This window comes from Kangiella sp., assembly GCF_014762745.1.
Classification (GTDB): Bacteria; Pseudomonadota; Gammaproteobacteria; order Enterobacterales; family Kangiellaceae; genus Kangiella.
On record NZ_JABURJ010000097.1, the window covers coordinates 14147 to 35836 of the forward strand.

General features: G+C 44.3%; 22 protein-coding genes. 18 read left to right on the forward strand and 4 right to left on the reverse strand.

The window, feature by feature from the left end:
• Positions 1–10 precede the first annotated feature (10 nt).
• A complete protein-coding gene (locus HUJ19_RS07260; protein WP_290623052.1) occupies positions 11–1945 on the reverse strand; it encodes a transglycosylase SLT domain-containing protein in 1935 nt (644 codons plus the stop codon).
• Positions 1946–2311: 366 nt separating this feature from the next.
• On the opposite strand from HUJ19_RS07260, the gene phhA reads away from it, so the two are divergent.
• From phhA to HUJ19_RS07290, 6 genes are all read left to right on the forward strand, one after another.
• Positions 2312–3115, forward strand: coding sequence for a phenylalanine 4-monooxygenase (gene phhA, locus HUJ19_RS07265; RefSeq protein ID WP_290623053.1), 804 nt, complete (start codon positions 2312–2314; stop codon positions 3113–3115).
• A gap of 373 nt (positions 3116–3488) precedes the next feature.
• Positions 3489–4550 (forward strand): 4-hydroxyphenylpyruvate dioxygenase, encoded by a 1062-nt coding sequence (gene hppD, locus HUJ19_RS07270; RefSeq protein WP_290623054.1) that lies wholly within the window; start codon positions 3489–3491, stop codon positions 4548–4550.
• A 1-nt stretch (position 4551) separates the two neighbouring features.
• Complete coding sequence (locus HUJ19_RS07275) at positions 4552–5682, forward strand: homogentisate 1,2-dioxygenase (RefSeq protein ID WP_290623055.1); 1131 nt, start codon at positions 4552–4554, stop codon at positions 5680–5682.
• A 47-nt stretch (positions 5683–5729) separates the two neighbouring features.
• Complete coding sequence (locus tag HUJ19_RS07280) at positions 5730–6719, forward strand: fumarylacetoacetate hydrolase family protein (protein WP_290623056.1); 990 nt, start codon at positions 5730–5732, stop codon at positions 6717–6719.
• 16 nt (positions 6720–6735) lie between these two features.
• The gene (gene maiA, locus HUJ19_RS07285; RefSeq protein ID WP_290623057.1) at positions 6736–7383 is read left to right on the forward strand and encodes a maleylacetoacetate isomerase; all 648 of its coding nucleotides are present in this window, start codon (positions 6736–6738) and stop codon (positions 7381–7383) included.
• Between the two features lie 58 nt (positions 7384–7441).
• Complete coding sequence (locus HUJ19_RS07290) at positions 7442–8707, forward strand: DUF3466 family protein (protein WP_290623058.1); 1266 nt, start codon at positions 7442–7444, stop codon at positions 8705–8707.
• 66 nt (positions 8708–8773) lie between these two features.
• Here the strand turns inward: HUJ19_RS07290 and HUJ19_RS07295 are convergent, their stop codons facing one another.
• On the reverse strand, positions 8774–10429 hold the full coding sequence (locus HUJ19_RS07295; protein ID WP_367273982.1) for an electron transfer flavoprotein-ubiquinone oxidoreductase: 1656 nt from the start codon (positions 10427–10429) through the stop codon (positions 8774–8776).
• 181 nt (positions 10430–10610) lie between these two features.
• Here HUJ19_RS07295 and HUJ19_RS07300 point away from each other — a divergent pair, with 181 nt between their 5' ends.
• Both HUJ19_RS07300 and HUJ19_RS07305 read left to right on the forward strand, forming a co-directional pair.
• Entirely contained in the window at positions 10611–11360 is a 750-nt protein-coding gene (locus HUJ19_RS07300) for an electron transfer flavoprotein subunit beta/FixA family protein (RefSeq protein WP_290623059.1), read from the forward strand.
• On the forward strand, positions 11360–12289 hold the full coding sequence (locus tag HUJ19_RS07305; RefSeq protein ID WP_290623060.1) for an FAD-binding protein: 930 nt from the start codon (positions 11360–11362) through the stop codon (positions 12287–12289). The genes HUJ19_RS07300 and HUJ19_RS07305 overlap by 1 nt, the downstream gene beginning before the upstream one ends.
• Before the next feature lie 69 nt (positions 12290–12358).
• Here HUJ19_RS07305 and HUJ19_RS07310 read toward each other — a convergent pair whose 3' ends face one another.
• Positions 12359–13156 (reverse strand): DUF1338 domain-containing protein, encoded by a 798-nt coding sequence (locus tag HUJ19_RS07310; RefSeq protein ID WP_290623061.1) that lies wholly within the window; start codon positions 13154–13156, stop codon positions 12359–12361.
• A 115-nt stretch (positions 13157–13271) separates the two neighbouring features.
• On the reverse strand, positions 13272–14048 hold the full coding sequence (locus tag HUJ19_RS07315) for an inositol monophosphatase family protein (RefSeq protein WP_290623062.1): 777 nt from the start codon (positions 14046–14048) through the stop codon (positions 13272–13274).
• A gap of 204 nt (positions 14049–14252) precedes the next feature.
• On the opposite strand from HUJ19_RS07315, the gene HUJ19_RS07320 reads away from it, so the two are divergent.
• The 10 genes from HUJ19_RS07320 to iscX all read left to right on the forward strand — a co-directional run bounded on the left by HUJ19_RS07320 (position 14253) and on the right by iscX (position 21629).
• Complete coding sequence (locus HUJ19_RS07320) at positions 14253–15032, forward strand: RNA methyltransferase (RefSeq protein WP_367273983.1); 780 nt, start codon at positions 14253–14255, stop codon at positions 15030–15032.
• 1 nt (position 15033) lies between these two features.
• On the forward strand, positions 15034–15840 hold the full coding sequence (gene cysE / locus HUJ19_RS07325; protein ID WP_290623064.1) for a serine O-acetyltransferase: 807 nt from the start codon (positions 15034–15036) through the stop codon (positions 15838–15840).
• Positions 15841–16038: 198 nt separating this feature from the next.
• Positions 16039–16506, forward strand: coding sequence for an Rrf2 family transcriptional regulator (locus tag HUJ19_RS07330; protein WP_290623065.1), 468 nt, complete (start codon positions 16039–16041; stop codon positions 16504–16506).
• A 62-nt stretch (positions 16507–16568) separates the two neighbouring features.
• Positions 16569–17783: an IscS subfamily cysteine desulfurase gene (locus tag HUJ19_RS07335; RefSeq protein WP_290623066.1), complete on the forward strand. Its 1215-nt coding sequence runs from the start codon at positions 16569–16571 to the stop codon at positions 17781–17783.
• 21 nt (positions 17784–17804) lie between these two features.
• The gene (gene iscU / locus HUJ19_RS07340) at positions 17805–18188 is read left to right on the forward strand and encodes a Fe-S cluster assembly scaffold IscU (protein ID WP_290623067.1); all 384 of its coding nucleotides are present in this window, start codon (positions 17805–17807) and stop codon (positions 18186–18188) included.
• A gap of 44 nt (positions 18189–18232) precedes the next feature.
• Entirely contained in the window at positions 18233–18556 is a 324-nt protein-coding gene (gene iscA, locus HUJ19_RS07345; protein ID WP_018624717.1) for an iron-sulfur cluster assembly protein IscA, read from the forward strand.
• Positions 18557–18633: 77 nt separating this feature from the next.
• Complete coding sequence (hscB, locus tag HUJ19_RS07350) at positions 18634–19167, forward strand: Fe-S protein assembly co-chaperone HscB (protein WP_290623068.1); 534 nt, start codon at positions 18634–18636, stop codon at positions 19165–19167.
• A gap of 25 nt (positions 19168–19192) precedes the next feature.
• The gene (hscA, locus tag HUJ19_RS07355) at positions 19193–21046 is read left to right on the forward strand and encodes a Fe-S protein assembly chaperone HscA (RefSeq protein ID WP_290623069.1); all 1854 of its coding nucleotides are present in this window, start codon (positions 19193–19195) and stop codon (positions 21044–21046) included.
• 9 nt (positions 21047–21055) lie between these two features.
• A complete protein-coding gene (gene fdx, locus HUJ19_RS07360; RefSeq protein WP_290623070.1) occupies positions 21056–21394 on the forward strand; it encodes an ISC system 2Fe-2S type ferredoxin in 339 nt (112 codons plus the stop codon).
• Between the two features lie 40 nt (positions 21395–21434).
• A complete protein-coding gene (gene iscX, locus HUJ19_RS07365; protein WP_290623071.1) occupies positions 21435–21629 on the forward strand; it encodes a Fe-S cluster assembly protein IscX in 195 nt (64 codons plus the stop codon).
• Positions 21630–21690: the final 61 nt, after the last annotated feature.

Sequence of the window (21690 nt, forward strand, 5' to 3'; positions counted from 1 at the left end):
CACTGGCGCCTTATTTTTTGTCACCAGTTTCTGTGGTCAGGATATATTCAAAAATATCATCATCCAGACCTAACTTGAGCGCATAAACCTGACGATAAGTCATGACTCGCTTGATGTAATCACGGGTTTCTGTATAGGGAATTGCTTCTATCCACACTTCTGTCGGGTATCGACCATATTTTTTCCACTGTTCAATACGGCTTTTTCCTGCGTTGTAAGCCGCTGAGGCATAAACCGGATTCTGTTCCAGCTCTTCGAAGCGCATCTGCAGGTAGCGACTTCCCATCTGAATATTAATCGCAGGGTCGAGCAGGTCGCTACTGTGTGAGTAGGGGATCTGGAATTTGCGTGCGAAAGCCCTGGCGGTGTTTGGCATGACCTGCATCAGGCCATAAGCTCCGGCTGGTGAAACTGCGCGTGGGCCATAGGCGCTTTCCTGGCGTGCCACCCCCATCAGCCAGTGTGGTGGTAACTGTACCTGCTTGGCCATTTTGATGTAATCATCTTTAAAAGCGGTTGGAAAACGAATATTTGTATCATCCCAAACCTGCGCCCGGGCAATGGTCAGAATACTTTGGTTATACCAGCCCCATTCATTAGCAATGACAGCGGCAGCCTGAAACTCTTCGGGTGACTCAAGACTGCTCAGTAAACTGCGCCATTCACGGCTGGCATCCAGATAACGCTCAATGGCATAAAGTTCACCAGCTCTTTCAACATTAGCAGATTGGCGAACTGAGTTCATGACTTCCTCGGAGATAATCACAGGAGCATGGTTAAGCTGAATTGGTTGTCCGGTCCGAGTGGCCGCTTTGTAACCATAATATCCCCGCTCTTTGGCTAGCTCTGTCAGCAGAATTCTTGCTTCTTCTTTTTGTCCCAGTTCGTCTAAAGCTACCGCATACCAGTAACGCCATTGTTCACTGCTTTGCTGATCAAAGGGTAATAGTTCGTAGAGCTCAGTGATAGTTTGCCAGTCCTCGGTACGCAGGAAAGTGACCAGTTTCCAATGACTGACCAATGCATCGCCGAGGAACTCATTCAGATTATTTTTGGCCATATCCACGGCTTTGGGATTATTTTCCGTAGCCAGGGCCAGGAACAGGGTTCTTTCGACATCTGATTTATGTTCCCCAGCCAATGGCACCCGGCTTTGAGTACGTTTCCAGGCATTGTAGGCATCCTCGCGATCGCCCCAGGCAAGACGTTTCACGGCATAGACCAGTATCGGAGCTTCTTTATTCGGGTTTTTGCCGGGGAAAAAGTTAGAACGGGTGACCACCTTGGGGTTGCGTCGAACTTTCAGCCATAAGTCAGCCAGGTATTGCTCATCCCTTGGCAGGTATCGTTTGAGGTAGTTGAGTAAACCGATCGGGCCTTCATGTGCAGTCTGATAAAATCTCTGGTATGCCACATCCTGTTGCAATTGGTTGTTATCAATCCATTTTTCAAATATGTCATCACATTCCTTGGGCTGTGATTTGGATACATTCCAGAGATTGGCAATCTGTTCAGAAAGTGCGCTGATGGGTTTTCCTTGCTTTAATTGATGATCCAAAATCTGGCAGTCGAAGCTGGCAATTGAGCCAAAGCTATAATACTGCTCCATCAGAGTATAATCTTTGGCTTTCGCCAGCTCACGGATGAAATCCCAGCGCAGACGACTACTCAATGGTGAGGACTGGTACTTTTCAATAAAACTATCCACCTGCTGTTTACTGTTTTTATTGAGGTTTTTCCGAATCTCTTCATATTCCAGATAGGGCAGCAACGAATAGTGAGCAAGATCCTTTTTAAGTTTCTGGTATTCGGACAGTTTGCCCTGCTTAAAGGCCCTTTCAGCCTCTAAAAAGGCTTTTTGTTCAGTGCTGTAGGCTGGTTTGGCCTGCGCAGAGTTAAAAAACGCTATAATGGAAAGAGCTAAGCTCAGTACGAGAGTGCGCATTGTCATTAACATCCTTGATTGACTAATGGAATTATTTCATCAGTTGGAGTGTGGTTGATATAGTATACGTGGGTTTGTTTTTTTGGCATTGGTTTGTTTTGTTCAATTAACATTTTTTTCAAAACGGGCAATCGGCTAACGCTTGAATTTATATCAATAACCATAGACCGTTTAAAGTTAAATTCACGTGAAAAGTGTTACTAAACTTTAGTATTGCAGGATACTTAAAAGTTCCATTCGTTAAATCGAGAGTTTGGCAATTTTTACTTGTTTTCGTGGTCCAAGGTATTGATAATGTGGCGCGTAACGCGCAAAGCAAGTTAACAAGGTAAGATAAACTCATAGAAACATTAAAGAGGTAATTACATGGGTACAGGTACCAAGTATAAAGCTCGTCCGATGGATGAAGATGGCTTTATTCACTACACAGACGAAGAGCATCAGGTTTGGCACGAGTTAATCACGCGCCAGGAAAAACTGATCAAAGGTCGTGCCTGCCCTGAGTATTTCGAAGGTCTTGATAAGATTAACCTGCCTAAAGACCGTATTCCGCAACTGGAAGAAGTTTCCAGTGTGTTGCGTAAAGAAACCGGCTGGGAAGTAGCCTGGGTTCCGGCTTTAATCAATTTTGATAAATTCTTTGCTTTATTAGCAGATAAAAAATTCCCCTGTGCGACTTTTATTCGCACTCGTGAGGAAATGGATTATTTGCAGGAACCTGATGTTTTCCATGAGATTTTTGGCCACTGCGCCATGCTGACCAATCCATATTTCGCTGAGTTTACCAGTGCTTATGGTAAGTTGGGCTATGAAGCTTCTAAAGAAGACCGTGTATTCCTGGCTCGTCTATACTGGTTCACAGTGGAGTTTGGCCTAATCAATACCGCGGAAGGCCAGCGTATCTATGGTGGTGGTATTCTGTCGTCCATTGGTGAAACACCGCACAGCCTTGAAAATCCGGACGTGATTCGTAAACCTTTCGATCCGATTGATATCCTTAGAACGCCATACCGCATTGATATCATGCAGCCTCAATACTTTGTAATTGATGACTTCAAGCAGCTTTTTGAACTGGCTAAGTCTGACGTTATGGCAATGGTTAGAGAGGCTAAGCGCTTAGGATTGCATAAACCTTTATATCCACCGAAAGAAGAGAAAATGGCCAGTTAAGATTTAGCCGAACCTTCTTACTCAAACAGCCCGCGATATTGTTAATATTGGCGGGCTGTTGCATAATGTGGGGATCGTAAATAGCTACTTAAAAATCAAGCTGTTACAGGGCAAATGACATATATGTTATTGATATACAGTAAACAAATCACACCAACGTTTATCGTTGCCGACCAAATTCGCGCTCAATGGAGCTGATTCCGTTCTTCGTTGCGTATGCTTCATGCGCAAGCTCTGCTTTACCCAGTAAAGAGCAGGCTAACCCTTTAAATGGACGGCTTTCATCACAAGATAGTATGAATCCGTCTAAATGCTTTAGATTGAGGCTGCAAAACAAGTGTTGCACCTCTTGACCAAATTCGAGGAGTCAAACATGACTGATACTACATTTAATCCACTAGGCACTGATGGTTTTGAGTTCGTTGAGTACACGGCACCAACCGAAGAAGGTGTTAACAAATTAAAAGAATTATTCGAATTGCTGGGCTTTACAGAGATTGCCAAGCACAAATCTAAAAATGTTACCCTGTTCCGCCAGGGGGATATTAACTTTATCGTTAATGAAGAGCTTAACGGTTATTTCCATGAATTCAGTAAGCAACATGGCCCATGTGCGTGTGCTATGGCATGGCGTGTAGCCGATGCACAAAAAGCCTTTGATTATGCGGTAGAGAAGGGTGCCAAGCCTTTTGACCATGAAGAACACATGTCACATCCAGCGGTTTATGGTATAGGCGGCTCGGTGCTTTACTTCATCGACAAGTGGGGCAACAAGCCAAACAGTTTCTACGATGACGATTTTGAATATTATGAAGGTGTTGAGAAATTCCCTAAAGGCAAAGGCCTTCTAACTCTTGACCATCTGACTCATAACGTTAAGCGTGGTGGTATGGATGTTTGGGCAACTTTCTATGAAAACATCGCCAACTTCCGCGAAATCCGCTACTTCGACATCAAAGGTAAGCAAACTGGCTTGTTCTCAAAAGCCATGACAGGCCCATGTAATAAGCTGCGTATTCCAATTAACGAATCTTCTGACGAAAAGTCACAAATTGAAGAGTTCTTGAAAGAATATAACGGTGAAGGTATCCAGCACATCGCACTATCAACAGATGATATTTACCAAACTATCGAAGATTTACGTGCCGGTGGCATGAAGTTCATGGATACACCGGACACCTACTACGATATGATTCCAAAGCGTATTCCTGAGCATCATGAAGACGTTGATGTATTACGTAAAAACCGTATTTTGATTGATGGCTCATTGGATCATGAAGAAGGCATTTTGCTTCAGATCTTTACCAATACTGTGATTGGTCCAATCTTCTTTGAGATTATTCAGCGTAAAGGTAACCAGGGCTTCGGAGAAGGTAACTTTAAAGCGCTATTTGAGTCGATTGAACTTGATCAGATCCAACGCGGAGTAATTTAAGATGCGTAAATGGATTGCATTTCCTCATAAGGAAGGAACCATTTCACGCCAGGCGCATGCGGATTTGCCTGAAGAGGCAATCTACGAGCGCGAAGCCGGACGAAGTGGTTTCTTCGGTCCAACGGCGCACTTTCATCATAAACGTGCGCCAACCTCGTGGGAAAAATGGGAAGGTCCATTACGCCCACGTGCGTTTGACTTGAATGATCTCGACAAGGCGAGCCTCTCGCCTTGGAGTGCCAAAGAATTATTGCATAACGCCAGCTGTAAATTTCGTATCTGGGAGTGCGCTGAAGCTATGCCAGCTTTGGCACGAAATGGCGATGGTGATGAGTTACTTTTTATCCACAAGGGTAAAGGTGATTTGTTCTGCGATTATGGGCATATGGAAATACGCGATGGTGACTATGTGGTTATCCCGCGCGGAACCATGTGGCGTCTTGAACCGCATGAGCCGATGACTATGCTGTTAATCGAGGCGACTAACGATAGCTATCAACTGCCTGAAAAAGGCCTGGTTGGTCCGCAGGCGATTTTCGATCCGGCGATGCTGGATGTGCCAAGCGTTAACGAGAAATTTTTGGCACAACAGGATGACAAGCCATGGTCGGTAGAAATCAAACGACGTGAACAAATTTCGAAAGTTCATTTCAACTATTCGCCGCTGGATGCGATCGGTTGGCACGGTGACTTGTCGGTTGTGCGCATTAACTGGCGTGACATTCGTCCATTGATGTCACATCGTTATCATTTGCCACCTTCTGCGCACACCACCTTTGTCGCCAGTCGTTTTGTGATTTGTACTTTTGTACCGCGTCCGATCGAGTCGGATCCTGGTGCATTAAAAGTACCTTTCTACCATAACAATGATGACTTTGATGAAGTGATTTTCTATCACGCAGGTGATTTCTTCAGCCGCGATAATATTGATGCAGGTATGGTCACATTCCACCCATCTGGCTTTACTCATGGCCCACATCCAAAAGCCTTCGAGGCAGGGCGCAAGTACGCCAAGAAAGAAACTGATGAAGTGGCGGTAATGATTGACACGCGTGATGCGCTGGAAGTTTCCGATGCGATGAGCAGTGTGGAGAATGAAAATTATTGCAATAGCTGGAAAGCAAGCAAATAAAGTCATCCGCATCATTTAATTGATTTGAAAGAATTTAGGAAGAGATAATGAAATTAGCAACTTTAAAAGATGGCTCAAGAGATGGCCAGTTAGTCGTAGTTAGTCGTGATTTAACGCGTGCTGTAAAGCCTAGTTTTGTAAAAACCATGCAGGCTGCGTTAGATGATTGGGATAACTTCAAACCACAGCTTGAGTTGTTGTACGCCGATCTTAACGAAGGCAAGGCAACTGATGCTTTTGAATTTGATCAGGCAGCCTGTGAATCACCACTACCTCGCGCCTATCAATGGGCAGATGGAAGTGCATATGTGAATCACGTTGAGCTGGTTCGTAAAGCTCGCGGCGCTGAAATGCCAGAGTCATTCTGGACTGACCCATTAATGTATCAAGGTGGTAGCGATACTTTCCTTGGACCACGTGAAAATATCAGAATGGCCAGCGAAGAGTATGGTATTGATATGGAAGCGGAAGTCGCCGTAATTACAGGCGACGTGCCAATGGGTGCTACCGCTGAGCAAGCGGAAAAAGAAATTCGTTTATTGATGACAGTAAATGATGTGTCGTTGCGTAATCTGATTCCTGGCGAACTTGCTAAAGGTTTTGGTTTCTTTCAGTCAAAACCATCATCAGCGTTTTCTCCTGTAGCAGTAACTCCAGATGAACTTGGCGACAAATGGGATGGCAAGAAGGTTTATCTCCCACTCGTCACTCACCTCAACGACAAGCTTCTTGGTAAACCAGAGTGTGGTGTCGATATGGTCTTTGACTTCCCAACCTTAGTAGCCCATGCAGCGAAAACACGTCCATTAAGCGCCGGCACAATCGTTGGCTCTGGTACTATTTCAAACAAAGACCAGTCTACCGGTTCATCATGCCTGGCTGAAGTTCGCATGTTAGAAATTATTGCCGACGGCAAACCATCGACACCATTCATGCAATTTGGTGATCGTGTGACCATCGAAATGTTTGACGCTAATGGCGACAGTATCTTTGGTCAAATCAATCAGGTAGTTGAAAAGTATCAACCTGAAGGCTAATTGAAGGAGAGGGTTTATGCTGAAATTGTATAGTTACTGGCGTTCAACGGCAGCTTATCGAGTCCGCATTGCATTAAATGTAAAGCGCCTGTCTTATCAAATGATACCTGTTCATTTAGTGAAAGATGGTGGTGAGCAGCATAAACCCGAATACCGCGAGCGAAACCCACAAGGGCTTGTTCCCCTGTTAGATGACAATGGCAAGCTTCTAAGCCAGTCGATGGCTATCTGTGAGTATCTGGATGAAGTTTACGATGGTCCCAAGCTGCTTCCGGATGAACCTTTTCTCAAAGCCAAAGTCAGAAGCCTTTGTCAGGTCATTGCCTGTGACATTCATCCTATCGACAACTTAAGAGTACTTAAGTATTTGAAAGGTGAACTTAAAGTCAGTGATGAGGACAAAGATAAATGGTACGCCCACTGGATCCATGAGGGCTTTAGAGCAATTGAGAAAGAATTGCACAGTTACAGCGAGCAGGGACCATTTGCTTTTGGCGAGCAACTGACATTAGCAGATGCCTTTATTGTTGGCCAAATGTACAATGCCAGACGCTTTAATGTCGATTTAACGGATTATCCGCGGTTGGTAGAGATTGAACAACACTGTTTAACTCTGGATGCATTTAAAGACGCCAAGCCAGAATCGCAACCTGACGCTGAATAACATTAGCGATAAAGCAACGCTTTGATAACACAAAATTCTTCAATATAAGAGAAACAGAATGAAACAACAGCAATTTAAGAAAACTTTACTTGTGTCATTACTCACAATAACTAGTGGTGTAGCATTGTCAGCCCCTTATGACATAGTAGATTTAGGTGGCTTAGAAGGTAGCTACAGCGTTGCTTATGATATCAATGAGCAGGGTATTGCTGTTGGTACAGCTAATGGTCCACTGATTGATGAAGATGGTGATAGGGAGTTTTATTCTCATGCTACTAAATTCCAGGATGGAGCAAATGAAGATTTAGGTGTTTTACCAGACGGGGACTTGAGTGAGGCTCTAGGAATTAATTCGTCCGGTGTTGCGGTTGGATTTGCCAATGTGTTAACAGAAATAGAACAAGAAGATGGCACTACTCTTGTTGCAGAGAGTAACTTTGCAGTAATATTCGATGGCTCTGTTAATAAGTTAGTCGAAAAAGAAAATCTATCAGGCACACGTGCTTACGATATTAACGATAACGGGATTGTTATTGGGCACGGTCGTTTTGATGTTGACCCAGAAGATGATAACAACCCTGTAGATAGAGGCTTTATCTACAATAATAATGACCAGTCTTATTTTATGGTTCCGTCTCTAGCTGATGAAGCTACAAGAGCATCCTACCTAACGGCCATTAATGAAACCGGTAAAGCCATTGGCTTTTCTGATGCTAAAATTCCAGATACAGAACAATACACGATCCAGTCTTTCATCGTAGATACTACTGATAACAATAATATTATTGAACTACCTACAAAAGACGATAGAGCTACTTTTGCCCACGATATTAATATTCATGATGAAGTTGTGGGAAGCATTTATATTTCTGGTAGTAGGAATAACCAGGAAGCTTTTTATTATGATGCACAAAGTGGCTCCGGTGAGTTAACATTCCTTGGGTTCTTTCGTAATGACTTTACAGATTCCAGAGCAAGAGCTATCAATGATAATGGTCAAATTGTAGGTCGTGCTTTAGTTTCGGTTCCTACACTGGAGGAGCATGCTGCATTCATATACGAAGAGAATGAGATGAAGAATCTTAATGAGCTGATTCCTTGCGATAGTGGGTGGAAATTAACTGAAGCCACTGACATCAATAATGCAGGTCAGATTGTTGGCTTTGGCGTGAAGGATGGAGAAGTAAGAGCATTTAGATTAGACCCTACTGGTGGCGCAGTTGAAACCTGTGAATCAGAGGATGAGCCAAAGTCCGGCGGTGGCAGTGTTCCATTACTGATGCTTGTTTTACTTGGTCTCTTTGCATTAAGAAGGGAAAAGTAGGAAGTCATTAGACATTAAAGATAAAAAAAGCGGCAAATAGCCGCTTTTTTTGTGCCCGATACCAAATTACATGTTTGGATAGTTTGGACCGCCAGTTCCTTCTGGTGTCACCCAGTTGATATTTTGGCTTGGATCCTTGATATCACAAGTTTTACAGTGCACGCAGTTCTGTGCATTGATCACAAACTTTGGATTGTTGCCGTCATCATCACGAACCACTTCGTAAACTCCGGCAGGACAGTAACGCTGGGCCGGCTCGTCATATTTCTCAAGGTTAACCTCAATTGGGATGGAAGGATCTTTTAGCTGTAGATGCACCGGTTGATCTTCTTCGTGATTGGTGTTGGACACGAATACTGACGACAGCTTATCAAATGATAACTTGCCATCTGGTTTTGGATAATTAATTTTCTTGCACTCAGAAGCCTGTTTCAACTGGGCAAAATCTGGCTCAGGATCACGGAAAGTCCAAGGTAGTTTGCCATTAAAAATATTGAGATCAATGAATGCGTAAGCAGAGCCTAACAGGTTACCCCACTTATGCTGTGCTGGGCCAAAGTTACGTTGGGTATGTAGCTCTTTCCATGCCCATGAGCTCTTATAATTTTCGGCGTATTCAGTCAGATCGTCATTAGCTCGTTCATTGGTAATGGCGGCCATCACCGTTTCTGCGGCAATCATACCTGACTTCATGGCGGTATGAGAGCCTTTAATCTTGGCGAAATTTAAGGTACCGGCATCATCACCAATCAACAGGCCTCCTGGGAATGACATTTTAGGCTGCGACTGCAAACCGCCCTTTGTAATCGCGCGTGCACCATAAGAAATTCGCTCGCCACCTTCAAGATATTGCTTGATAACCGACTGGTGCTTGTAGCGTTGGAATTCATCAAAGGGACTAACGTGTGGATTGGAGTAAGACAAGTCGGTAATCAATCCAACAACTACTTGATTGTCTTCAATATGGTACATGAAACCACCACCGGCAGAACCTGACTCCTTTAAAGGCCAGCCCGCGGTATGCACTACCAATCCCTGTTTATGCTGTTCGGCTGGAACTTTCCACAACTCCTTGATGCCAATGCCGTAATGCTGAGGGTCTTTGCCTTCATCAAGCTTGTATTTGGCAATCAGTTCTTTGCCAAGATGGCCACGACAGCCTTCTGCGAATAATGTGTACTTTGCATGTAGCTCCATGCCCGGCATATAACTGTCTTTCTTTTCGCCATCGCGCCCAATGCCCATATCTCCAGTGGCAATACCTTTAACTGAACCATCCTCATGATAAAGCACTTCAGATGCAGCGAACCCTGGAAAAATCTCAACGCCCAGGGCTTCGGCCTGCTCGGCTAGCCAGCGGCAAACATTGCCAAGGCTGACAATATAGTTACCGTTATTGTGCATGGTTTTAGGGGCAAAGAAGTTTGGGATTTTGATGGATTTGTCCTGACCTCTAAAGAGGTAGATATTATCTTCTGACACCTTGGTCAACAGGGGAGCGTTTTTTTCCTGCCAGTCAGGAATGAGTTCGTTGAGAGCTGTCGGTTCAAAGACAGCCCCAGACAGGATATGTGCACCGACTTCGGAGCCTTTTTCAACCACACAGACCATCAAATCCTGGTCATTGTCTGCTGCCAGCTGGCGAAGACGAATCGCGGCTGATAGACCCGCAGGGCCGGCACCAACGATTACGACATCAAACTCCATAAATTCACGTTCCACTTAATTCTCCCCTTATCTGTTTTTTTACTCAAAAACGGTTAAAATCTGTTCAAAATTGGCTCAAATTGACCGTTTACTATTGACCTTAAGGCCTTAAAACGTCACCATTGCGGCCTATTTTACTAAAGATAGGCGCTCCAGTCGTCTATATCTGGCGAAATTATACATAGATAGGGTTTTCATGAAAATTCTCGTTGCAATAAAACGTGTTATTGATGCGAATGTTAAGGTTCGTGTTAAGGCGGACAACACTGGCGTTGAAACTGCCAATGTAAAAATGTCCATGAATCCATTCTGTGAGATTGCTGTCGAAGAAGCTGTACGCCTGAAAGAAAAGGGCGTAGCTAGCGAAGTGATTGCAGTTTCAATTGGCACCCAGCAGTGCCAGGAAAGCTTACGTACAGCTCTAGCTCTAGGTGCTGATCGCGCTATTTTGGTTAAGTCTGAAGATGAGCTTGAGCCATTAGCGGTTGCTAAAGTCCTGAAGACAGTTGTTGAAAAAGAGCAGCCAGAAATGGTGCTTCTTGGTAAACAGTCAATTGATGGTGATAACAACCAAACTGGCCAGATGCTTGGTGCATTACTTGGCTGGGGGCAGGGTACCTTTGCTTCAAAAGTTGAAGTTGCTGATGGTAAAGCTCAGGTAACTCGTGAGATTGATGGTGGTCTGCAAACCTTGTCGGTCAAAATGCCAGCGATTATCACAACCGACTTACGCTTGAATGAGCCACGCTTTGCCTCTCTTCCAAATATTATGAAAGCAAAACGTAAGCCGCTTGATGAGCTTGCGATTGCTGACCTTGGTGTTGATGTGGCACCACGCACAGAGACACTAAAAGTGGAAAACCCACCAGCACGCAAAGAAGGTATCAAAGTTGAAACTGTTGCTGAGTTGGTTGATAAATTAAAAAATGAAGCGAAGGTGATCTAATGGCCACTTTAATCATTGCAGAACACAATAACAGCCAATTGCAGGCTGCTACTTTTAATACCATCGCTGCCGCAAAACAACTTTCAGGCGAAACTGTAGTTTTAGTAGCAGGTCATAATTGCCAGTCAGTAGCTGATGAAGCAGCGAAAGCAGAAGGCGTCGATAAAGTTCTTTTGGCAGAAGCTGAGCATTATGCACACTTGCTAGCAGAAGACTTGGACAAATTGGTTGTTGAGCAAGCGGAGAACTTTACTCATATTCTTGCGCCAGCAACGACTTTCGGTAAAAACATTGCTCCTCGTATCGCTGCACTACTGGATGTTCAACAAATTTCGGACATTATTGCGATAGAAGGTGATGATACTTTCAAACGTCCAGTGTATGCCGGTAATGCAATCGCTACTGTAAAAAGTAACGATAACAAAAAAGTCATCACTGTGCGTGCAACAGCATTTGACGCTTTGTCGCATGAAGGCGGTTCAGCTTCTGTTGAGTCAATTGGCACCACAGAGCACGGTGCTTTAGTTGATTATGTCGGTGAAGAATTGACTGAGTCTGAGCGCCCTGAGTTAACCTCTGCCAAAGTCATCGTTTCAGGTGGTCGTGGTATGGGTAGCGGTGAAAACTTCGCCATGCTTGAGCAATTAGCTGATAAATTAGGCGCAGCAGTTGGCGCATCGCGTGCAGCAGTAGATGCAGGTTTTGTGCCAAATGATTATCAGGTTGGTCAAACTGGTAAAATTGTTGCTCCAGAACTTTATATCGCTGTTGGTATTTCTGGTGCCATCCAGCATCTGGCAGGTATGAAAGATTCCAAAGTGATTGTTGCTATTAACAAAGATGAAGAGGCTCCAATCTTCCAGGTCGCTGACTATGGATTGGTAGCTGACTTATTTAAAGTGATTCCAGAATTGATCGAGTCACTGTAAATAAAAGCTGAAATCATAAAAAAACCGCCAAACGGCGGTTTTTTTATGCGTGCCTATTAGCGCGAAGAACTAAGCTGCTGCGTTTGTTGACTCAAATATTTTATCAGCGCTTGCAGCGACGAATCCTTGATAAAGTTCTCCATTGCTCATGGCAAAGCGCTCTGCAAATTCATAGAAGCATGAACGGATAGGGTAAGTGCCGTCTTCAAATTTCCAGTCGACAATATTGGCCATGGTCGAGCTTTGCTTTAGGCAGACTTCTTCGTTGCCTTTGATTTCGCCGCCACTGGTGTTGAGTTCAAAGTTCTGTTGCTTGAGATACTCGTTTACATCTTCAATAGTTCCCAATTTTGTAAGATGGTTGATTGAAACTGTAAAGTGATTTGCGCGTAAGCCAAATGCTGCGAGCCAGGCCGCATACTCACTTTCTTCAAGCAATTTCTCATAAGCGGTGCGGGAAATTTTTCCCCATGGGCGGCTCGGTAGCTGCAAACCATGCTTAGCGATATTCCAGTTGGCTTCGGCAATTAAGCCGCGGCAGAACATTTGCAGCTCTGGAGAAAACTCTTCCAGCAATAATTCGCTGACAAAGATCTTGGGAGCATCTTTGTCGCTTTCATGAGCAAAGTGCTTGGCATAGAGTTTCTTTTCTTCAAAATGGTATTCACCAGCTTCCTGATAACCGAATTGCTTAAGATGTTCGCCAATGTGTTTAAGGCTGATTAAACCGTCATTAAAGGTTCTCAACGCTATGTGATCGTTGGTGATAACTTCTTCACCCAACTCTTTGAATTTATTGTGAATTGCCAATGCGTCAGGAGTGATTGCGATATAATCTTCCCAAAGAGCATTAAACAGAGTATTCATATCAATAAGTACCTTTGTGCTTTTGTGTGAACCTGGTAAGAGGACAGACCAATTGTATAATAATTGACCTGTCGTTCTCTAGTGAATTCTGAAAAAGAGTGAACTTTGCTGTGAATTAGATATTCTTGACCGTCTGCAAGAAATGCTTAAAGACGCCTGGATTAGCGGCCAGAATGCTCGCTGAATCTCCTGTGTACTGGTTACCTTTGATGTCACTGACCATGCCGCCAGCTTCTTTAACGATTAAAGCACCAGCTGCAGTGTCCCAGTCGCTCAGACCAAACTCCCAGAAACCATCAAGACGACCTGCGGCTACATATGCCAGATCCAATGCGGCAGAACCTGCGCGACGCATATCAATGCAGTGCGGGTATAGCGTATGGAAGTATTCAAGGTATTTGTCTAAGTCCTGGCCATCACGGAACGGAAAGCCAGTTGCTAACACTGCACCTTCAAGTTTCTTAACACTGCTGACGCGTAGGCGTGTATTGTTAAGCTGGGCACCAGAACCATTTGCAGCGCTGAACATTTCGTCCTGAAGCGGATCGTAAACAACAGCAGCAACGGTTTTACCTTTCTGGCGAACCGCAATAGAAACACAGAAGTGGGGGATACCACGAAGGAAGTTAGTTGTGCCATCAATAGGATCGATGACCCAGACAGTATCGCTCTTCCCCTGGTGACCACTTTCTTCGGCGAAGATTGCGTGATCGGGAAAGCTTTTTTTAATGGTATCAATGATTAAATACTCGGCCTGCTCGTCGATGTTGCTGACAAAGTCATTAGGACCTTTGTTTTGCGAAATGATACGATCACGATTCGCAAATGCTTTTGCAATAAAGTCACCCGCACGGTTAGCCGCGCGCACGGCAATTGTTTTGTACGCATTCATATTGATACCACCACTGTCAAAGAACTACTGGCAAAAAGGCCAAAATCGCGCGCATCATACCAAATATTTATTCTGGGTAAAATATTTATCATTATAAATAGGGGTTTCGATTGTGCTTTGTTATCATATCGCTTTACTTTTTATGCTTCTCTTCAATACGTTATGAGCAACTCCCTATCCCAAGAACCTGAGTTTGATTCACAACTGCTCGGCAATGTTAAAGTTGTGCTCTGCCAAACCAGCCACCCGGGCAATATTGGCGCAGCAGCACGAGCTATGAAAACCATGGGTTTAACATATCTGGTGCTGGTAAATCCCAAAGAGTATCCATCGCATGAAGCTTCGGTTCGTTCGTCCGGTGCTCTGGACGTGCTCGATAGTGCTGTGGTGGTTGATACCATTGAAGAAGCTTTGGCAGATTGTCGATTAATTATTGGCACCAGCTCTCGAAATCGCGCTTTACCCTGGCCATTGATTGAGCCGCGAGAGATGGGCGAGATCATTCGCCAGCAAACCGATGCGAGACCAGTGGCGATTGTTTTTGGTCGTGAAAGTACCGGGCTTTTGAATGAGGAATTACAGCTCTGCCATTACCACGTTAATATTCCTGCCAACCCGGAATATATGTCTTTAAATCTGGCGGCAGCTGTGCAGTTGATAGCCTATGAAGTTCGTTTGGCCAGTAAAATAGAGTCTTCACAGAATGTTAACACCGAGCAGGGTTATAGTGACGCCCCGGCAGATGATTTAGACAAGGAAAGCGAACAGTTGGCGAGTTTCGAGGAAGTGAATGGTTTATATAACCATTTGGAATCGACCATGAAGCAAACGGAATTCTACAACCCCGAGCAACCCAAATTATTACCTGCTAGAATACGAAGAGTTTTAGCCAAAGCTCACCTCAATAAAGGTGAGGTGAATATCCTCAGAGGATTTTTATCTTCGATGGATAAGTACATTAAGCGTCAGATAAAAGGCCAGTAGTATGTTTAAACGCATCAAAGAAGATATCAAAAGTGTTTATCACCGCGACCCAGCGGCGCGTAACAACTTTGAAATCTTGACCAACTACCCTGGTCTGCATGCCATCTGGTATCACCGCCTGGCTCATAAACTCTGGAATGCAAACTGGAAATGGCTGGCGCGTACCATTTCTACTTTTGCTCGCTGGGTGACCGGTGTTGAAATCCATCCGGGCGCAAAAATTGGTCGTCGTTTCTTCATCGATCATGGCATGGGCGTGGTGATTGGCGAAACTGCTGAAATTGGTGATGACTGCACTCTGTATCATGGCGTTACCCTGGGCGGCACCAGCTGGAAAGCTGGAAAGCGTCATCCGACATTAGAAGACGGTGTAGTGATTGGTGCCGGAGCAAAAGTGCTCGGGCCGATAACCTTGCATAAAAACGCCAGAGTCGGCTCCAATGCAGTTGTTGTCAAAGACGTTCCAGAAGACACGACAGTTATCGGCATTCCTGCGCGAGAGGCCTCTCGCTCGAAACATGACGGTGATGAAATTTTCGAAGCCTATGGTATTAGCGCTGATCAGCAGGATCCTCTGACCCAGGCTATTCGTAGCATGTATTCACATGCTAATGCTATGGAAGCACAGTTGCACGCCATCTGCTGTGCGCTGAAATCAAAAGGTTTTGATCTCAACGAGTTTGACCTGCCAGATATCGACTGTAAGGCCATTCTGGACTCAAATGGTAAGCAAAATTCGAACGACAAAGCCAGTGAAGCTGTTGCTGAAGCGGACGAAGGTGATGCTGATTCCAATAAAACCAGCTAATCGTTAAATATCCTACTAATTCATTTAGGTATCTGCTTGATATTGATCATGAAAATTTATAATGGATCCATGCTGTTATGATTAGTTATTTTAAAATCAATAAGTTAAAGCAGTTCTGCCAATAGTTACCCTAATCATCAAAGTTGACTAAATTAGTCAGGTATGGGATCATGAGCGGGTAACTTACGGGATGAACTTATGAAACTCAGTACTAAAGGTCGATATGCTGTAACTGCCATGCTTGATTTGGCTTTACACAGCGGAAATGGCCCCATCACATTGGCGGAAGTCTCGAGTAGGCAGGATATTTCTCTGTCTTATCTGGAGCAGCTGTTTTCCAGACTTAGAAAAGCAAGTCTGGTTGAAAGTGTGCGCGGTCCCGGCGGCGGCTACGAGCTTAAGCGGCCACCCAGCCAGATTTCGATTGCTGAAGTTGTGCTGGCTGTTAATGAACCACTGAGTGCTACTAAGTGTAACGGTAAGGGCGGTTGTCAAGATGGCGACCTTTGCTTGTCGCACCAGCTATGGAGCGAGTTAAGCGATCAGATTTATCAGTTCCTGAGTGGTATTACTCTGGAGCAAGTGATTCAAAGACGTTTTGTTAAGAAAATTGCAGAGCGTCAGAACCAACGTTTTCGTGAAGAAGACGTTATTTTATTTAGTTAACGATTTATCAACTGCATCTAGAAAGTTGCAGTTAATAGGCAAACGAAACAGCGGAGAAAAGCATGAAATTACCCATCTATCTTGATTACGCAGCAACTACGCCTGTCGATCCGCGTGTTGCCGAGAAGATGGTTCAATACATGGGTGTTGACGGTATCTTTGGTAACCCGGCTTCTCGTTCTCATAAATTTGGTTGGGAAGCGGAAGAGGCGGTAGATATTGCCCGTCAACAAGTAGCTGAATTGATTAACGCAGACCCTCGTGAGATTGTCTGGACTTCCGGTGCAACCGAGTCTGACAACCTGGCAATTAAGGGTGCTGCGCATTTTTATGGTAAAAAAGGCAAACACATTATTACCGTAAAAACTGAACATAAAGCTGTCCTTGATACGACTCGCCAGCTTGAGCGCGAAGGTTACGAAGTAACTTATATGGACGTTCAGGAAGATGGCCTGTTGGATCTTAAGGCGCTTGAAAACGCTATGCGCGATGACACGATTTTAGTCAGTGTTATGCACGTCAACAACGAAACTGGCGTGGTACAGGACATTGATGCTATTGGTGAGATGTGTCGTGAGCGTAAAATTATTTTCCACGTCGATGCAGCGCAAAGCGCGGGCAAGTTACCAATCGATGTTGAGAAAACTAAAGTCGATTTATTATCCATTTCAGGCCACAAAATGTATGGTCCGAAAGGGATTGGTGTTTTATATGTGCGTCGTAAGCCGCGTGTTCGCTTAGAAGCACAAATGCACGGTGGCGGTCATGAGCGCGGTATGCGTTCTGGTACCTTACCAACACACCAAATCGTTGGCATGGGCGAAGCGGCACGTATCGCAAAAGAAGATATGGCTAGCGACAATGAGCGCATTATTCGTCTGCGTGAGCGTTTATGGAATGGCGTCCAGAATATGGAAGAAGTGTATCTTAACGGCCATCCAGAAAAGCGTGTTGCAGGCATCATCAACATCAGCTTTAACTTTGTTGAAGGTGAGTCATTAATTATGGCGCTTAAAGACCTCGCTGTTTCATCAGGTTCCGCCTGTACATCAGCCAGCCTGGAACCTTCGTATGTATTACGTGCATTAGGTCGTGACGATGAATTGGCGCACAGCTCGATTCGTTTCACTATCGGACGTTTTACCACCGAGGAAGAAGTTGATTACGCCATTGAGAAAATTCAAAGCTCAATCGGTCGTTTACGTGAATTATCACCTCTTTGGGAAATGTACAAAGAGGGTGTGGACTTGTCTAAAGTTGAGTGGCAGGCCCACTAAACAATTGTAGGAGATACTACTATGGCTTATAGCGAAAAAGTAATTGATCATTATGAAAATCCACGCAACGTTGGCTCTTTCGAAAAGACTGACAACAGCGTTGGTACAGGTATGGTCGGTGCGCCTGCGTGCGGCGACGTAATGAAGCTGCAAATTAAAGTGAATGAGCAGGGCGTTATTGAAGACGCTAAATTCAAAACTTATGGTTGTGGTTCTGCGATTGCTTCCAGTTCTTTAATCACTGAGTGGGTTAAAGGTAAAACAATCGATGAAGCACAATCTATTAAAAATACGCAGATTGCTGAAGAGTTGGCTCTACCTCCAGTAAAAATTCACTGCTCGGTATTGGCGGAAGACGCCATTAAAGCTGCTGTGAAAGACTACAAAGATAAGCACGGTCAGTAATTGAGAGTTTAACAGTAAAACCAGTAAGTAGATTAGGATTTAATATGGCAATCACCTTATCAGATGCAGCTGCAGATCGCGTGAAAAGTTTTATGGCTAATCGTGGCAAAGGACTTGGCATTCGGCTTGGTGTTAAAACCACAGGTTGCTCTGGATTAGCTTATGTCTTGGAGTTTGTTGATGAGCTCGAAGAAGATGATGTCGTTTTCGAAGATAAGGGCGTTAAGGTGATTGTTGATCCTAAGAGTAAACTTTATCTGGATGGTACTCGATTGGAGTTTAAGAAAGAAGGTCTGAATGAAGGCTTTGAGTTTGTGAACCCCAATGTAAAAGGTGAGTGTGGTTGTGGTGAGTCCTTTACCGTATAACTATTTTAAACAAAGTAATTACGTCTAACTCTCAATTTGGTCAACTAACAGTAATACTCTGAACCTAGACTCCGATTATGACTAAAGCACAGCAGAACTATTTTGAACTATTCGGCCTTGAGCCGAATTTTTCTATAGATGTACCAAAACTATCTGCAAAATTAAGAACGCTTCTTAATAGCGTCCATCCCGATAGGTTTGCAAGTTCTGGCTCTCAACAGCAGATGCTTTCGATGCAAAAAACCACTCAGTTGAATGATGCATTTGCCGTACTTAAAAATCCCGTTAAGCGTGCGCAATATTTATTGCAGCTTAAAACAGGTATTGATACTTCAAAAGAGCATACCGTTAATGATCCCGAGTTCTTAATGCAGCAATTAGAGTTACGTGAGGAACTGGAGGAAATATCATCCAGCAATGATATCGGCAAGCTCAACCAGTTTGCTGATAAAATTGATGAGTTAGAAGTTGCTCAGGAAAAGCAAATGTCTGAGCTGTTTTCGCAGGAGCCCCTGGATACAGATGAGCTTCAAAAAGCTATTTATAAGCTACAATTCTTGCATAAGACCTTGTCTGACATAGAACTCGCTGAAGACAAGCTTTTAAGCTAAAAACCTCAAACAGTAAGTATTATTTATGGCGTTACTTCAAATTTCAGAACCCGGCAAAAGTACAGACCCACATCAGCATAGACTGGCAGCGGGGATTGACCTGGGCACAACTAACTCGCTTATAGCCACGGTACGCAGTGGCAAAGCTGAGACTTTACCTGACTTAGAAGGCGACCACATTTTACCTTCGATAGTTCATTACGCAAAAGATGGCACTGTGTCGGTGGGAAAGTCTGCGAAATTGTTTGTATGTTCTGATGCTAAAAACACCATTAGTTCAGTTAAGCGTTTGATGGGGCGAGGCCTCAAGGACGTGCAAAAGATTAAAGAATTCAGTGCCAACCAGTTGACTGCATCAGGTACAGGCATGCCAGCGGTCGAAACCGAGAACGGCATTAAAAATCCTGTTGAAGTTTCCAGTGAAATTTTAAAGGCTTTAGTAAAACGCGCCGAAGACTCGCTTGGTGATGAGCTTGGTGGTGTTGTTATTACCGTACCTGCATATTTCGATGAAGCACAGCGTCAGGCAACCAAAGATGCTGCGCAAATTGCGGGCGTTAAAGTTTTACGTTTAATCAGTGAACCGACAGCCGCGGCTCTAGCATATGGGCTTGATACAGGCAGTGAAGGTATTCACGCCATTTATGATCTGGGTGGTGGAACCTTTGATATTTCAATTCTGCGTCTGGAAAAAGGCGTCTTTGAAGTTATGGCCACTGGTGGCGATAGCGCACTTGGAGGCGACGATTTTGACAGAGCGATTGCAGGTTATCTTGTTGCGCAGGCTAACATTGATAAAGGTGATCGTAGCGCCTATCAGATGGCCATGATTAAAGCGCGTGAAGTCAAAGAAGCATTAACCAGTAAAGAAAGCGTTGAAATTAACTTTATGCACTGGAAAGGTTCAATGGATCGCGCTTTGATGGAGTCCTTAATTGAGCCCATTGTGGATAAAACTTTAGCGGCATGTCGTCGGACACTGAAAGACGCTGGTCTTAAAGCTTCTGAAGTGCAAGATATTGTCATGGTGGGCGGCTCAACTCGCGTACCATTGGTTCGCCAAAAGGTTGAAGACTATTTTGGTAAAAAGCCATTGACCGATATTGATCCGGATAAAGTGGTCGCCATTGGCGCTGCTATTCAGGCTGATGTTCTTATTGGTAACAAAAGCGATGAGGACATGTTGTTACTCGACGTTATTCCTCTTTCGCTGGGTGTTGAGACTATGGGTGGCCTTGCTGAAAAGATTATCCCAAGGAATACGCCAATTCCAATTGCTCGAGCTCAGGAATTTACTACCTATAAAGATGGTCAAACGGCTATGGCCATACACGTGGTTCAGGGAGAGCGAGAGCTGGTGGAAGATTGTCGTTCATTGGCCCGCTTTGAATTGCGTGGTATTCCGCCGATGGTCGCAGGAGCAGCACGGATTAAGGTGACTTATCAGGTTGATGCTGATGGATTGCTCAAAGTGACTGCCGAAGAGACTATAACCGGTGTAAAATCGGATATTGCTGTAAAGCCTTCTTATGGCCTTAATGATGAACAGATCACCTCAATGCTGCAATCGTCAGTGAGCCATGCCGAAGAAGATATGAAAGCGCGTATGTTGCGTGAGCAGCAGGTAGAAGGTAAACGTGTGATTGAGGCTGTTGAAGCCGCTTTAGCTGAAAATGGCGACGAGTTGCTCTCCAAAGATGAGCGCCATGCTATTGAGGAAGCGTTGAAGCAGTTGGCCTATATCATTGAGAATGGCGATATCGAAGCCATTGAAGAAGCAATTAAAGTCGTAGATAAGAGTACCGAAGAGTTTGCTAGCCGGCGGATGGATGCGAGTATCGCAAAAGCTCTGGTTGGCCATGAAATTGATGAAATATAAGGGTTTATAATGCCTAAAGTAATTTTCTTACCGCATGAAGAGTTATGTCCAGAAGGAGCCGTTTTCGAAGCAGAGAAGGGCGAAACGATACTGGATGTTGCCTTGCGTAATGATATTGAAATTGAGCATGCCTGCGAAATGTCCTGCGCATGTACTACTTGCCACGTCGTTGTTCGTGAAGGCTTTGATTCACTTGAAGAAAGTGATGAGCTGGAAGATGACATGCTGGATAAGGCCTGGGGATTAGAGCCTGAATCGCGTTTAAGCTGTCAGGCTGTGGTGGATGATGAAGACTTGACGGTTGAAATTCCAAAGTACACCATTAATCAGGTTTCAGAGCGTCATTAGAGGCTGGTTTTTACAGGCAAGTTTTGAAGAGAGCATTCCTATGAAATGGATAGATAGTTTAGACATAGCCATCGAGCTTTATGAAAAGCACCCAGATGTTGACCCCAAAACGGTTAACTTTGTGGATTTACAAAAGATGGTCATGGGTCTTGAGGACTTTGATGACGACCCAAAGCGCTGCGGTGAGCGCATCCTTGAGGCCATTCAAATGGCTTGGATAGAGGAAGCCGAATAGGCCAATATTTGAGCGTATAAAATTCAGAAAAGAGTCAACAAAAGGTTGTATTTTCTGCAAA

Excerpts from the sequence above, each read along its gene's own strand:
- HUJ19_RS07330 (WP_290623065.1), top strand. The coding sequence starts at position 16,039 with ATGAAACTCAGTACTAAAGGTCGATATGCTGTAACTGCCATGCTTGAT.
- HUJ19_RS07335 (WP_290623066.1), top strand. The coding sequence starts at position 16,569 with ATGAAATTACCCATCTATCTTGATTACGCAGCAACTACGCCTGTCGAT.
- HUJ19_RS07310 (WP_290623061.1), bottom strand. The coding sequence starts at position 13,156 with ATGAATACTCTGTTTAATGCTCTTTGGGAAGATTATATCGCAATCACT.
- hppD (WP_290623054.1), top strand. The coding sequence starts at position 3,489 with ATGACTGATACTACATTTAATCCACTAGGCACTGATGGTTTTGAGTTC.
- HUJ19_RS07260 (WP_290623052.1), bottom strand. The coding sequence starts at position 1,945 with ATGCGCACTCTCGTACTGAGCTTAGCTCTTTCCATTATAGCGTTTTTT.
- fdx (WP_290623070.1), top strand. The coding sequence starts at position 21,056 with ATGCCTAAAGTAATTTTCTTACCGCATGAAGAGTTATGTCCAGAAGGA.
- HUJ19_RS07275 (WP_290623055.1), top strand. The coding sequence starts at position 4,552 with ATGCGTAAATGGATTGCATTTCCTCATAAGGAAGGAACCATTTCACGC.
- iscA (WP_018624717.1), top strand. The coding sequence starts at position 18,233 with ATGGCAATCACCTTATCAGATGCAGCTGCAGATCGCGTGAAAAGTTTT.
- HUJ19_RS07315 (WP_290623062.1), bottom strand. The coding sequence starts at position 14,048 with ATGAATGCGTACAAAACAATTGCCGTGCGCGCGGCTAACCGTGCGGGT.
- hscB (WP_290623068.1), top strand. The coding sequence starts at position 18,634 with ATGACTAAAGCACAGCAGAACTATTTTGAACTATTCGGCCTTGAGCCG.
- iscX (WP_290623071.1), top strand. The coding sequence starts at position 21,435 with ATGAAATGGATAGATAGTTTAGACATAGCCATCGAGCTTTATGAAAAG.
- phhA (WP_290623053.1), top strand. The coding sequence starts at position 2,312 with ATGGGTACAGGTACCAAGTATAAAGCTCGTCCGATGGATGAAGATGGC.
- HUJ19_RS07290 (WP_290623058.1), top strand. The coding sequence starts at position 7,442 with ATGAAACAACAGCAATTTAAGAAAACTTTACTTGTGTCATTACTCACA.
- HUJ19_RS07300 (WP_290623059.1), top strand. The coding sequence starts at position 10,611 with ATGAAAATTCTCGTTGCAATAAAACGTGTTATTGATGCGAATGTTAAG.
- HUJ19_RS07305 (WP_290623060.1), top strand. The coding sequence starts at position 11,360 with ATGGCCACTTTAATCATTGCAGAACACAATAACAGCCAATTGCAGGCT.
- cysE (WP_290623064.1), top strand. The coding sequence starts at position 15,034 with ATGTTTAAACGCATCAAAGAAGATATCAAAAGTGTTTATCACCGCGAC.
- hscA (WP_290623069.1), top strand. The coding sequence starts at position 19,193 with ATGGCGTTACTTCAAATTTCAGAACCCGGCAAAAGTACAGACCCACAT.
- HUJ19_RS07280 (WP_290623056.1), top strand. The coding sequence starts at position 5,730 with ATGAAATTAGCAACTTTAAAAGATGGCTCAAGAGATGGCCAGTTAGTC.
- maiA (WP_290623057.1), top strand. The coding sequence starts at position 6,736 with ATGCTGAAATTGTATAGTTACTGGCGTTCAACGGCAGCTTATCGAGTC.
- iscU (WP_290623067.1), top strand. The coding sequence starts at position 17,805 with ATGGCTTATAGCGAAAAAGTAATTGATCATTATGAAAATCCACGCAAC.